Origin of the sequence: Mesorhizobium kowhaii, assembly GCF_042431665.1 — a bacterium.
GTDB classification, from domain to species: domain Bacteria; phylum Pseudomonadota; class Alphaproteobacteria; order Rhizobiales; family Rhizobiaceae; genus Mesorhizobium; species Mesorhizobium kowhaii.
Genome location: NZ_JBHLYT010000053.1, coordinates 992,348 through 1,004,995 on the forward strand (window position 1 = coordinate 992,348; position 12,648 = coordinate 1,004,995).

The 12,648-nt window shown below is 63.3% G+C and carries 10 protein-coding genes; 7 read left to right on the plus strand and 3 right to left on the minus strand.

The window, feature by feature from the left end; all coding sequences use genetic code 11:
• The first annotated feature begins 85 nt into the window (after positions 1-85).
• From ACFFNA_RS31990 to ACFFNA_RS32005, 4 genes are all read left to right on the plus strand, one after another.
• Positions 86-1,522, plus strand: coding sequence for a glutamine synthetase family protein (locus tag ACFFNA_RS31990; protein WP_378923762.1), 1,437 nt, complete (start codon positions 86-88; stop codon positions 1,520-1,522).
• Positions 1,523-1,558: 36 nt separating this feature from the next.
• Positions 1,559-1,924 (plus strand): four helix bundle protein, encoded by a 366-nt coding sequence (locus tag ACFFNA_RS31995; RefSeq protein ID WP_378923763.1) that lies wholly within the window; start codon positions 1,559-1,561, stop codon positions 1,922-1,924.
• A gap of 120 nt (positions 1,925-2,044) precedes the next feature.
• Positions 2,045-3,331 carry an NAD(P)/FAD-dependent oxidoreductase gene (locus ACFFNA_RS32000; RefSeq protein WP_378923764.1) on the plus strand — a complete coding sequence of 429 codons (1,287 nt, stop codon included), beginning with the start codon at positions 2,045-2,047 and terminating at the stop codon, positions 3,329-3,331.
• Between the two features lie 367 nt (positions 3,332-3,698).
• A complete protein-coding gene (locus ACFFNA_RS32005) occupies positions 3,699-4,565 on the plus strand; it encodes an SH3 domain-containing protein (protein ID WP_378923765.1) in 867 nt (288 codons plus the stop codon).
• Positions 4,566-4,668: 103 nt separating this feature from the next.
• On the opposite strand, the gene ACFFNA_RS32010 is transcribed toward ACFFNA_RS32005, so the two are convergent.
• Positions 4,669-5,415, minus strand: a complete 747-nt coding sequence (locus tag ACFFNA_RS32010) for an SDR family oxidoreductase (RefSeq protein ID WP_378923766.1) — start codon at positions 5,413-5,415, stop codon at positions 4,669-4,671.
• A 326-nt stretch (positions 5,416-5,741) separates the two neighbouring features.
• On the opposite strand from ACFFNA_RS32010, the gene zwf reads away from it, so the two are divergent.
• The 3 genes from zwf to edd all read left to right on the plus strand — a co-directional run bounded on the left by zwf (position 5,742) and on the right by edd (position 9,804).
• Positions 5,742-7,211 carry a glucose-6-phosphate dehydrogenase gene (gene zwf / locus ACFFNA_RS32015; protein ID WP_378923767.1) on the plus strand — a complete coding sequence of 490 codons (1,470 nt, stop codon included), beginning with the start codon at positions 5,742-5,744 and terminating at the stop codon, positions 7,209-7,211.
• Entirely contained in the window at positions 7,193-7,909 is a 717-nt protein-coding gene (gene pgl, locus ACFFNA_RS32020) for a 6-phosphogluconolactonase (RefSeq protein ID WP_111546730.1), read from the plus strand. The genes zwf and pgl overlap by 19 nt, the downstream gene beginning before the upstream one ends.
• 71 nt (positions 7,910-7,980) lie before the next feature.
• A complete protein-coding gene (gene edd / locus ACFFNA_RS32025) occupies positions 7,981-9,804 on the plus strand; it encodes a phosphogluconate dehydratase (protein ID WP_378923768.1) in 1,824 nt (607 codons plus the stop codon).
• Between the two features lie 65 nt (positions 9,805-9,869).
• On the opposite strand, the gene ACFFNA_RS32030 is transcribed toward edd, so the two are convergent.
• Together ACFFNA_RS32030 and ACFFNA_RS32035 are read right to left on the minus strand one after the other, a co-directional pair.
• Positions 9,870-11,534, minus strand: coding sequence for a vWA domain-containing protein (locus tag ACFFNA_RS32030; protein WP_378923769.1), 1,665 nt, complete (start codon positions 11,532-11,534; stop codon positions 9,870-9,872).
• 125 nt (positions 11,535-11,659) lie between these two features.
• Positions 11,660-12,622 (minus strand): GlxA family transcriptional regulator, encoded by a 963-nt coding sequence (locus ACFFNA_RS32035; RefSeq protein WP_013530232.1) that lies wholly within the window; start codon positions 12,620-12,622, stop codon positions 11,660-11,662.
• Positions 12,623-12,648 lie beyond the last annotated feature (26 nt).

Below are 12,648 nucleotides of genomic sequence, written 5' to 3' on the forward strand. Positions count from 1 at the left end.
GTGTCGGCCAACGCCCGATGCGGCTCCCCTTCCCTTCCATAGTGGGGCACGGCTATACTCCACAATCCGCAACCCAATCTGGTGAATGATGCCGCCTGCAAAAAAGGAAGTCCGTCCGTCGAGCCGCGGAGGACGGGCTCGCACGCCTGCCTTCGTGAAAAACCAACGTGGCGTCAAGAACTGGAAGGAAGTCAGCGCCTGGCTGGAATGGCGCGGCATCGAGGACATCGAGTGCATCACACCTGATCAGGCCGGCGTTGCGCGCGGCAAGATGATGCCATCGAAGAAATTCACCTCCAACACCTCGCTGGCACTGCCGTCGGCTGTCTTCATGACGACGATTTCCGGCGGCTACCCCGAGGATGGCAACGGCTTCCATTATCCCGAGGACGACGGCGACCTCAAACTGATGCCGGACCTGTCGACGCTGACGGTGGTGCCCTGGGAAGAAGACCCGACGGCCGCGGTCATCTGCGACCTCGTCCACCAGGACGGACGTTCAGTCGAGTTCACGCCGCGCAATGTGTTGAAGCGCGTTGTGGCTGCCTATGACAAGCTCGGCCTGAAGCCGGTGGTGGCGCCCGAGATCGAATTCTATCTGGTGCGCAAGAATCCCGATCCGGACTATCCGCTGACGCCGCCTGTCGGCCGCTCGGGGCGCGCGATCGGCGGCGGCGCCGGCTATTCGATCGCCGGCGTCAACGAATTCGACGAACTGATCGACGACATCTACCATTTCTCCGAGAGCCAGGGCCTGGAGATCGATACGCTGATCCATGAGGAGGGCGCCGGGCAGCTCGAGATCAATCTGCGCCACGGCGACCCGATCGAACTGGCCGACCAGGTGTTCATGTTCAAGCGCACCATTCGCGAGGCGGCGCTCAAGCATGAGATCTATGCCACGTTCATGGCCAAGCCCATCCAGGGACAGCCTGGCTCGGCCATGCATATCCATCAATCGATCATCGACAAGAAGACCGGACAGAACATCTTTTCGGCTGCTGACGGCTCGGAAACCGAAGACTTCTTCCATTTCATCGGCGGCATGCAGAAGCATGTGCCGAACGCGCTGGTGATGTTCGCGCCCTATGTGAATTCCTACCGCCGGCTGACACAGGCGGCGTCGGCTCCGGTCAACAACAAATGGGGCTACGACAACCGCACCACGGCGTTCCGTGTGCCGCGCTCGGATCCGGCGGCACGGCGCGTCGAAAACCGCATCCCGTCCTCAGATGCCAACCCCTATCTGGCGCTGGCGGCATCGCTTGCTTGCGGGCTGATCGGCATCACCAACAAGATCAAGGCCGAGCCTCCGGTCCTGACCACAGCCAACGCCGACGAGATCGACCTGCCGCGTGGCCTGCTCGAAGCCGTCGACCTGTTCGAGGGCGATGAGGAACTCTGCGCGCATCTGGGCAAGTCCTTCGCCGCGACCTATGCGGCGATCAAGCGGGCGGAATTCGAGACGTTCATGGAAGTGATCAGTCCTTGGGAGAGGGAATATCTGTTGCTGAACGTTTAGGGCAGTAAGGCAGTAGGGCAGTAGGGGCGACCGACGATGGCGAAGATCGAGTCGTACAGGGATCTGATCGTCTGGCAGCAGGCAATGGACTTGGCGGTATCGATCTACGAGACGACAAAAGCCCGGCCGAAAGAAGAACTCTACGGAATGACAACTCAGCTGCGTCGGGCAGCTACCTCCGTGCCCGCCAACATCGCTGAGGGTTATGGTCGAGAGAGCCGAGCTTCCTATCGACAATTTCTGAGGATCGCGCAGGGATCCCTCAAGGAGCTGGAGACTCATCTGCTGATTGCGCAACGCGTCGGAATCGCCTCGCATGAGGCAGTTGAACCCTTGATGATCCGTAGCGAGAGCGTGGGAACGCTCTTGCGGCTTCTGATCCGCAAATTGTCACCTGAATAGTCCTACCTACTGCCCTACTGCCCTACTGCCCTACTGCCCTACTGCCCTACTGCCCTACTGCCCTACTGCCCTACTGCCCTACTGCCCTACTGCCCTACTGCCCTACTGCCATTGAGCATCATGCCCTACCAATCCCCGATCTCCCCCGGCCGTTCCTGGTATGAGGACACCGCCGGCCCACGGCCGGAATATTCGGCGCTCGACGGCGACCGGACATGCGACGTCGTCATCATCGGCGGCGGTTTCACCGGCCTGTCGGCGGCTGCTCACCTTGCCAAGGCGGGAACCAATGTCGCTTTGATCGAGGCGCATCGCTTCGGCGATGGTGCCTCTGGGCGCAATGGCGGCCAGCTCGGTACCGGCCAGCGCGCCTGGGTCGAGGACCTGGAAGCCGAGTATGGTTTCTCCCGCGCCAAGGCGCTGTTCGACCTTGCCGAAGAGGCGAAGGCGCATCTCCTTGAGTTCGCCGCCGCCAACCAGATCGATATCGACTATATGCCGGGCCAGCTCTCGGTGGCGCACAAGCCGCGCTTTGTTGACGACTACAAGGCGCATGCCGAGATCATGGCGAGCCGTTTTTCCTACCCGCATATTTCCTTCATGGATGCCAAGGAAACGGCGGAGCGGCTGGGCTCGACCGCCTATTTCGGCGGCACGCGCGACACCGGCACCGGCCACATCCACCCGATGAAGCTGGTGATCGGCACGGCGCAGGTGGCGGCGCAAGCCGGCGCGCAGCTGTTCGAAGAGACGCCATCGACCGGCATCATTTCCAGTGGCGGCAAGGTCAAGATTTCGACACCGAGGGGCACTGTGACAGCGCAGAAATGCCTGATCGCGGTCAACGCCTATGGCGGCACGCTCGAACCGGTGAGTGCTGCGCACATCATGCCGATCGGTTCGTTCATCGGCGCGACGGTGCCGCTGGGCGCGGACTCGCCAGTGCTGCCAGGTGGCGAGGCGGTCGACGATTCCCGCTTCGTCGTGCGCTACTTCCGCAGATCGAAGGACGGCCGGCTGCTGTTCGGCGGACGCGAGGTCTATGGCGTCAACGATCCGAAGGATATCCACATCCACATCCGCCGCCAGATCGTAGAACTCTATCCGGCACTCAGGGATGTCGAGATCACGCATGGCTGGGGCGGCTATGTCGGCATCACGGTGCCGCGAAAGCCGTTCGTGCGCGAAGTGATGCCCAATGTGATCTCGGCCGGTGGGTATTCCGGCCACGGCGTCATGCTGTCGAACTTCTTCGGCAAGCTCTATGCCGAAACCGTCGCCGGCAACCGGGACCGGCTGAAGCTGATCGAGGATCTGAAAATCCCGCCATTCCCCGGCGGCCGGCGCTTCCGCGCGCCGCTGCTGTTCCTGGCGCTCAACTGGTTCGCGCTGCGGGACAGGATCTAGAAGCCGTTCTGTCTCGATCGAATCGGGACGGGGCTCCATCTGATTTGTTGGAACATGATCTCCAGCGAAAACCGGATGCCACTTTTCGGGATCGTGCCCCAGGCGGACAGGATCGCTCTCATCTATGTAATATTGTTGTAATATTTGTTGCCGTAACGGCACATTGCAGAATCCCCGGCAAAGGAGCAGAATCCCTCACGAGGGCGCAGTGATGCCACAATTGCCGATATAAAGATGCCGGTTGTGGGTGACTGACGGGGAATTCTGCGGGCTTGCCCGCTTCGGTTCTTGGGACTGATGCAGATCTGGCGCCAAGTTCTTGGCATTCGATCGAAAGAACATCGGCCCGCTTATGGAGGTGGCAAGATTGAGAGAGCCCTTCAGTTTCGGTGCGCCGGGACGTCGGCGCTTTGCCATGCAGTTCGGATATGACATGCGGCCGTCCTTCTGGCAGGAGGTTCGCTCGAATTCGCATCTGGTGATCGCCGCGATCGGCACCGCCGCACTGCTTGGCGTCGCCGCGGTGGCGCTGTGGCTGGCATTGCCGGCCAATGACAGGCAGGCGGCGGCGAGCCCTGAGCAGACCATTCCAACCATTCCCGTGAAAACGACGAAAATCGCTCCGGTGGGAGCAGCTGTGGCTGCAGCAGCCGTGCCCCAGGCGGCGCGCAAGTCGGACAAGATTTTACCGACCGTGGCGGCCGCGCAAGCCACCATTCCGGCGCTGCCCGCCAATGATCCCCGTTGGACCGGTTCGCAGTCGAAGGCCGCGTCCGCTGCCGGTACGCCTGCTCCCGGCCAGGTGGCGAACCAGGCTGAACAAGCGCCGGACAAAGCCGCTGCAGCATTCGCGCAACCGGCAGCCGATACTGATGCCAGCACCGAACTTGACAAGGTTGCCACACCTACTGCGCCGGCGGGTAGCCATACCGATGGCGCGAAAACCGCCGCCATCCCCGCGGTTGAGCCGCAAGTGCCGTCAGAACAGCCCGCAGCGGCGGAAGGCGACGACAGCCAGGCCAAGGTGAAGCCACGCAAAGTCGCGGCAGCCGGCACCGGACGGATCCTGCGGGCCGTGACCATGCGCAGCGGCCCGAAGAAAAATGCCGCCGCCATCGTCACGGTGCCAGCCAAGACCTCGGTGCAGGTGATGAGTTGCAAGAAGTGGTGCCAGATCACCTACAACGGCAAGACCGGCTGGATATACAAGAGCTACATCAAGACCGGCGCCTGACGCCTGTCGCGACCCGCCGTCGAAACGCTGCCACCGTGGCGCACTTTGATTTGCCCATGATCCTTTCCGAAAATCGGTACCGATTTTCGGGGCATTGGCGCTTTCAGATGCAGCGTCCGCCGTCCACTTCCAGCGCCACACCGGTGATGAAGGCGGCTTCGTCCGACGCCAGCCAGAGTGCGGCGTTGGCGATATCGAGCGGTGTCGAAAGCCGGCCGAGCGGGATCGATGCGCGGAACTTCTCGCGGATCTCGGGTGTGTCGGCGCCCATGAACTTCTCCAGCATGCCGGTCTCGCCGGCAACCGGGCAGAGGCAGTTGACGCGGATGTTCTTCGGCGCCAGCTCCACCGCCATCGACTTGGTGGCGGTGATCGCCCAGCCCTTCGAGGCATTGTACCAGGTGAGGCCGGGCCGCGGCCGCAGACCTGCGGTGGAAGCCGTGGTCAGGATGACGCCGCCGCCTTGCCGATCCATGATCGGCACCACGGCGAGTGCGGCGTGGTAGATCGCCTTCATGTTGACGGCGGTGATCAGGTCGAAGGTTTCCTCGTCGACGTTGAGCATGTCGCCGTTGCGATGGGTGTAACCGGCATTGTTGACCATGATGTCGATGCGGCCGAAGGCGCTCTTTGCGGCATAGACCATCTCGTCGAATTCGGACCGCAGCGAAACATCGGTCTGGGTCCAGATCGCCGCCGCGCCGATTTCGCTGGCGACACGCTCGGCGCCCTTGGCGTTGAGGTCGGCGACGACGACCCTGGCGCCTTCCGCGGCAAAGCGCCTGGCGATGCCCTCGCCAAAGCCCGCCGCCGCACCGGTGATAACGGCAACCTTGTTTTCCAGACGCATGCTTTTCCCGCTCATGATTGGTGACGATCGACAGGTGTGCCTGCAGCACATGCAAAGCCACGACTTCTAACCGGGCCACGACTTCTAACCGGGTTGGTCGAAAGATGTGCGGCCATCGCCGATTTCTCCTTTGGCTTTCGCTTCGATCCCGCTCTATGCTGCAACTGCGAAGGCTTCCGGAGCCGCGCCTGTCGACAAGCCTCCGAGGTATCGGGCTGTCAAGAGGCAGGCGCAACACTCAGATGTGACACCATGGCACTGGAAAATTTAAATCGATTAGATTATATCAGCCGCGTCACAGCGACCGGCGTCAGAGCGGACAGACCATGACCAGCCAGATCATCCCAGTCGATCCTTTCGACTTCATCATTTTCGGCGGCACCGGCGATCTGTCGGAGCGCAAGCTTCTGCCGTCGCTCTACTATCGCCAGCGCGACCATCAGTTCTCCGAGCCGACGCGCATCATCGGCACGTCGCGCTCGAAGATGACCGACGAGGAATTCCAGGCCTTCGCCAAACAGGCGATCTCCGACCACGTCAAAGCGGCCGATATCGACGCCAAGGAACTGAAGACCTTCCTTGCCCGCCTTTCCTACGTTTCGGCCGATGCAACGACCGGCGCCGGCTTCGACAAGCTGAAGAAGGCGATCGGCGACAGCGACCGCATCCGCGCTTTCTACCTGGCGGTGGCGCCGGCGCTGTTCGGCGATATCTCGCACAAGCTGAAAGAGCACAAGCTGATCACGCCGAACTCGCGCATCGTGCTGGAGAAGCCGATCGGCCGCGACCTCGCCTCGGCGCGAGCACTCAACGACCTGGTCGGCGACGATTTCCACGAAAGCCAGATCTTCCGCATCGACCACTATCTCGGCAAGGAGACGGTGCAGAACCTGATGGCGCTGCGCTTTGCCAACGCGCTCTACGAGCCGCTGTGGAACTCCGCCCATATCGATCACGTGCAGATCACCGTGGCCGAAACCGTGGGGCTGGAAGACCGCGTCACCTATTACGACAAGGCCGGCGCGCTGCGCGACATGGTGCAGAACCATATGCTGCAGCTGTTGTGCCTCGTCGCCATGGAAGCGCCGTCGTCGATGGACGCCGACGCCGTGCGCGACGAGAAGCTGAAGGTGCTCAGGGCACTGAAGCGCATCAACGGCAACGAGGCGCCGAAACATACAGTGCGCGGACAATACCGTGCCGGCGCCTCGGCCAGCGGAGCTGTAAAGGGCTATGTCGAGGAGCTTGCCCACGACAGCAACACCGAGACCTTCGTCGCCATCAAGGCCGAGATCGGCACCTGGCGCTGGGCAGGCGTTCCGTTTTATCTGCGGACCGGCAAGCGGCTGGCGACGCGGGTTTCGGAGATCGTCATCGAATTCAAGCCGATCCCGCATTCGATCTTCGGCGACAGCGCCGGGCCGATCTTCGCCAACCAGCTGGTCATCCGGCTGCAGCCGGACGAAGGCGTCAAGCAGTTCATCATGATCAAGGATCCGGGTCCGGGCGGCATGCGGCTGCGCCAGATCTCGCTCGACATGAGCTTCGCGCAATCCTTCGACGGCCGCGCGCCGGACGCCTACGAACGGCTGATCATGGATGTCATCCGTGGCAACCAGACCCTGTTCATGCGTCGCGACGAAGTCGAGGCGGCGTGGAAATGGATCGACCCGATCCAGAACGCCTGGGAAAGCGCCAGACAGGAAGTGCAGGGCTACACAGCGGGCACCTGGGGACCCTCGGCCTCCATTGCGCTGATCGAACGTGACGGGCGGACATGGCACGAGAGCAATTGAACAGCGCCGCCTACAGCTGGAACGGCTTCGCCGAGCGCCAGGAGTTGGCGGCCGCCCTTGCCGGTCATGTCGCCGGCCGCCTGACCAAGGCGATCGCCGAGCGCGGCACAGGGCTGCTCGCCGTCTCCGGCGGCACCACACCGGCAAAATTCTTCGCCGCCCTTTCGGCGATGCCCATCGCCTGGGACAAGGTGATTGTGACGCTTGTCGACGAACGCTTCGTGCCGGCCTCCTCGCCGCGCTCCAATGCCGGGCTGGTGGCCGCCAATCTCTTGCAGAACGCGGCAAAAGCGGCACGGTTCGTGCCGCTCTATCACGAAGCCGTCGGCATCGAGGATGCGGCGGCGTCCGACAATGCGGCGCTGCAGTCATTGCCCTGGCCGCTCGATGTCGTCGTGCTCGGCATGGGACCGGACGGCCACACCGCCTCGTTCTTTCCGGATGCCGACGATCTGGCAAAGCTGCTTGACCCGTCGTCCGACAGGATCGTGCTGCCGGTTCATGCGGCCAGCGCCGGCGAGCCGCGGCTGACCTTGTCGCTGGCGCGCATCGTCGATGCCGGCTTCATCGCGCTGCACATCGAGGGCGAGGACAAGCGCACCGCCTTCGACAGCGCGGTTGCGCCTGGACCGCGAAAGCCAATCCGCGCCGTGCTCGACGCCGCAGCGAAGCCCGTAGAGGTTTTCTGGGCGCCCTGATTTGAACTTGCTGAGGGTCCCGGCAGACAGCCGGAGGGTGTTCCGGGACCTCGCCTGAAAGGACCGAGACCATGACCGCCAGACGCGACATCGAAGCCATCACCGAGCGCATCCGCCAGCGTTCCAGACCAGGCCGCGAGCGCTACCTCGGCCGTATCGCCGAAGCGTCGAACCGCACCGCCAACCGGGCCGTGCTGTCCTGCGGCAACCTCGCTCACGGCTTTGCGGTGTGCAGCCCCTCGGAAAAACTGGCGCTGGGCGCCGACAAGGTGCCGAACCTCGGCATCATCACCTCCTACAACGACATGCTGTCGGCGCATCAGCCGTTCGAGACCTTTCCGGCACTGATCAAGGACGCGGCGCGCGAGGCCGGCGGCATCGCCCAGGTGGCCGGCGGCGTGCCGGCAATGTGCGATGGCGTCACGCAGGGCCAGCCCGGCATGGAGCTGTCGCTGTTTTCGCGCGATGTGATCGCCATGGCCGCGGCGATCGGCCTGTCGCACAACATGTTCGACGCCGCCGTCTATCTCGGCGTCTGCGACAAGATCGTGCCGGGGCTGGTGATCGCGGCACTGACCTTCGGCCATCTGCCGGCGGTGTTCATTCCGGCCGGGCCGATGACGACCGGCCTGCCGAACGACGAAAAGGCCAAGGTCCGCCAGCTCTATGCCGAAGGCAAGGCAGGACGGGCCGAACTGCTGGAAGCCGAATCCAAGTCCTATCACGGCCCGGGAACCTGCACCTTCTATGGTACGGCGAACTCCAACCAGATGCTGATGGAGATCATGGGCCTGCACACGCCCGGCGCCTCCTTCGTCAATCCCGGCACGCCGCTGCGCGAGGCCTTGACCCGCGAGGCGACGAAACGGGCGCTGGCGATCACCGCGCTCGGCAATGCCTATACGCCGGTCGGCCGGATGATAGACGAGCGTTCGATCGTCAACGGTGTCGTCGGCCTGCATGCCACCGGCGGCTCGACCAATCACACCATCCACCTGATCGCCATGGCGGCGGCGGCCGGCATCGCCATCACCTGGCAGGACATTTCCGACCTGTCGGAAGCCGTGCCGCTGCTGGCTCGGGTCTATCCGAATGGTCTCGCCGACGTGAACCATTTCCACGCCGCGGGCGGGCTCGGCTTCCTGATCCGGGAACTGCTCGACGAAGGCATCCTGCACGAGGATGTGCAGACTGTGTGGGGCGAAGGCCTGCGGCCCTATGCGGTCGAGGCAAAGCTCGGCGCCGACGGCGGCGTGGTGCGCGAAGCCTCGCCGCGCGAAAGTGGCGACGAGAAGGTGCTGGCGCCGTTCAACAAGGCGTTCCAGGCAACCGGCGGTCTGAAAGTGCTTTCGGGCAATCTCGGCCATGCCGTCATCAAGACCTCGGCGGTAAAGCCGGAGCGGCGCCTCATAGAGGCGCCGGCCAAGGTTTTCGACAGCCAGCAAGGACTGAACGAGGCGTTCAAGGCAGGCACGCTGACCGGTGATTTCATCGCTGTCATCCGCTTCCAGGGGCCGAAGGCCAACGGCATGCCGGAACTGCACAAGCTGACCACGGTGCTCGGCATCCTGCAGGATCGCGGCCAGCGCGTGGCGCTGGTCACCGACGGCCGCATGTCGGGCGCCTCCGGCAAGGTGCCGGCGGCGATCCATGTCACGCCAGAAGCGGTCGAGGACGGGCCGATCGCCAGGATCCATGAAGGCGACATCATCCGGCTCGACGCCGACGCCGGAACGCTGGAAGTGCTGGTGCCGGCCGGCGACTTCGCATTGCGCCGGACGGCGGATGCCGACCTCATCGGCAATGAGTTCGGTTTCGGTCGCGAGCTGTTTGCTGGCTTCCGCCAGTTGGTCGGTCGTGCCGACCATGGCGCCGGCGCCTTCGGCACGGCGTGACGGTATCACTCTAAACTGGAAGGGCGGCTGATGGCCGCCCTTTTTTGCCACCGGTCAGATGGCGGTCACGGCGTAACGGTGATCTCTGTCCGCTCGCCAGCCTTCACCGTCACCGGCATTTCCTTGTCATGGCCTTCATCGGACATGTGCCGGACGACCACATAATCGCCGGCCGGAATGGCCTGCTGCCAGGTGTCGCCATAGTTCAGGCCAAGCGCCTTGCGGTTGCCCTCGATGTCCTTTTTCGGCGACAGGATCTCGATCGAGTAGGCGCCGGGGGCCGACATGGCCAGAACGCCGGCATTGAGCGGCACCTTGATGTCCTGATTGTCGCCGACCTTGATGCTGAACGGCTCCTCGACGGTCGCGAGATCAAGCGTGGTGACCGCGACATATTCGTCCGGCGGCAGCCAGAACTTGCTGTCCGGTCCATAGGAATGCTCGACATCGTCGCGTGAACCATCGATCTTCTTCTTCGCCTTGACGATTTCGAAGCCGAGGCCGGAACTGTCGGCCCTGTCGCCGCCGGCGATATAGTAGGCGTTGAACACGACATGCCCGACGCCGACGATGACGTCCTTTTCGATCTTCTGGCCGGCGGTGAGTTGGATGGTCTCGGTCACCGAGCCGCTGCCGATCTGGACCGTGACCTTCTGCTCACCCGCCGGCACGATGATTTTCGTGTCGCCATAGTGGGTGGTGTTGCCGCCCGGATAGGTGAAATCGACATGGGCCTCGTCACTGATGTCGGCGCCCTGGCTCGACCGCGGATGAATGAGCATGGTGCCTGCGTTCAGTGTGAACAGCGGCTTGTAGACCTGGCCGGCCTCGATCTTGAATTTCTGCTCCACCTTGGCCTCGTCGTCGCGTGCGACGACGATATAGTCGCCGGGCTCGAGATTGCCGTTGTAGGTGCCATATTCAGTGGTGACGGAATCGCCGCGTGAGCCGTCGGAGTTCGCCTTGTAGATCTCCCAGGCGTTGCCGTCGGTGATCGGCTCGCCACCTTCGGCCATCACCACCGTCGGCTGGAAATTGAATTCCGGTTTCGCGGGCTCAGGCGCCGGGGCGGGAGCGGGAGCCGGTTCAGGAGCGGGTGCTGGCGCCGGTGCCGCCACGGTCTCGACAAGCGCCTCCTGCAACGCCTTCTCGTCGGAGGCCTGGATGTATTTGCCGCCGGTGTTGTCGGCGAGGCAGGCGATCTGCTTGCCTTCGTCGGCGGTGAGGCCAAAGCCAACGACGTCGGCGGTGAAATCGACGCCGGACGCTTCGAGTTCCTTGCCAAGCGCGCAAGGGTCGCCGCCGCATGTTTCGAGCCCGTCGGTGATGAGGACGACGGTCGCCTTGTCCTCGGTGTATTTCAACGCTTCGGCCGCCTGCTTGACGGCAGCCGTCAGCGGTGTCTTGCCGAGGAATTTCAGGCTGTCGGCGGCGGCCGAGATGGCGCTTGCCGAGCCTGCCTGTGGCGGCACGATCAACTGGATGTCGTCGCAGCTGCCTTTTTCGCGATGGCCATAGGCCATGAAGCCGATCTCGTCGGCGGCGGGGACCGATTGAAGCACGGTTCTCAGCGATTCACGGGCGATTTCAAGCTTGGGCTTGCCGTCGATCTGCGCCCACATCGAGCCGGAAGCATCGAGAATGATGATGACCTTGTTTGCGGCGAAGCCGAATGTGGTCATCGACAAAAGGAGGATCGCCGCAGCGACGCTCCGTGCTAGTCCCGCCATCGAAATCTCCTCAAGTCCGCCCCGGTCCGGGCGGGAAAGCTATTTGACGCCACGTCACGACACAAGTCCGGGTGCGGGTGTGAGGCGGCGGAATGTCAAACTTTTGAGCGGAAGCGAAAATCCGCTCAGTAGGTCGTGCGCCGCTCTTCAGAAGGCGGCCTGCCGAATTGCAGCCGGTAGCTCTGGGCAAAATAGGAATGCGAGGTGAAGCCCGTGGCGATCGCCACATCGAGGATCGGCATGTTGGTCTGGCGCAGCAATTCGCGCGCCCGCTCCAGCCGCAGCCGCATGTAATAGCGGCCAGGCGTGACGCTGAGGTGGCGCAGGAACAGGCGCTCGACCTGACGCACCGACAGGCCGGCGGATTTGGCCAGCTGCACCGCCGACAGCGGCTCGTCGAGGTGGTCGGCCATTAGTTCGACGATGCGCCTGAGCTTCTCCGACTTGCCGGTGAGATCGCGTTCGGGCCCGACACGCTGGCGGTCGCCGGCCGAGCGGATGCGTTCGTGCTGGAACTGATTGGCGACGCCATTGGCGAGATTGGAGCCGAAATCGCCGCGCACGATCTCCAGCATCAGGTCGATCGAGGTGGTGCCGCCCGCGCATGTGTAGCGCTTGCGATCGATTTCGAAGACATTGCCCGTGCAGTTGATGTCGGGGAACCGTTCGACAAAGCCGGCGCGGTTTTCCCAATGGATGGTGCAGCGATAGCCTTCGAGCTGGCCGGCCTCGGCAAGCAGGTAGGAGCCGACCGACAGCGCGCCGAGCGCGTTGCCGCGCCGGCCCCAGCTGCGCAGCGCCGCAAGCACCTTGCTCTTGCCGGGAAATTCCGTCGTCAGTCCGACCGAAACGAAGAGGATGTCGACCGGCGGCAGGTCGGCAACGGCATAGTCGATCTTGAGCGGCAGGCCATTGGAGGCCATCACCGGATCGCCATCTGCCGACACCGTCGTCCAGCCGTAGAAGTCGCGGCCAAGCAAACGGTTCGCCGACCGGAACGTATCGATCGCCGCGGCCAGCGAGAACATGGAGAACTTGTCGACCAGCAGGAAAGCGAACTGCCGGCCACCTTGAACGGGATCAGTCATGACCGGCCGTTCTACAGGAACAGTTG

What these genes read in the sequence shown, in the direction of transcription:
- ACFFNA_RS32000 (WP_378923764.1), top strand. Translation starts at nt 2,045, where the DNA reads ATGCCCTACCAATCCCCGATCTCCCCCGGCCGTTCCTGGTATGAGGAC.
- ACFFNA_RS32010 (WP_378923766.1), bottom strand. Translation starts at nt 5,415, where the DNA reads ATGCGTCTGGAAAACAAGGTTGCCGTTATCACCGGTGCGGCGGCGGGC.
- ACFFNA_RS32030 (WP_378923769.1), bottom strand. Translation starts at nt 11,534, where the DNA reads ATGGCGGGACTAGCACGGAGCGTCGCTGCGGCGATCCTCCTTTTGTCG.
- ACFFNA_RS32035 (WP_013530232.1), bottom strand. Translation starts at nt 12,622, where the DNA reads ATGACTGATCCCGTTCAAGGTGGCCGGCAGTTCGCTTTCCTGCTGGTC.
- zwf (WP_378923767.1), top strand. Translation starts at nt 5,742, where the DNA reads ATGACCAGCCAGATCATCCCAGTCGATCCTTTCGACTTCATCATTTTC.
- ACFFNA_RS31990 (WP_378923762.1), top strand. Translation starts at nt 86, where the DNA reads ATGATGCCGCCTGCAAAAAAGGAAGTCCGTCCGTCGAGCCGCGGAGGA.
- edd (WP_378923768.1), top strand. Translation starts at nt 7,981, where the DNA reads ATGACCGCCAGACGCGACATCGAAGCCATCACCGAGCGCATCCGCCAG.
- pgl (WP_111546730.1), top strand. Translation starts at nt 7,193, where the DNA reads ATGGCACGAGAGCAATTGAACAGCGCCGCCTACAGCTGGAACGGCTTC.
- ACFFNA_RS31995 (WP_378923763.1), top strand. Translation starts at nt 1,559, where the DNA reads ATGGCGAAGATCGAGTCGTACAGGGATCTGATCGTCTGGCAGCAGGCA.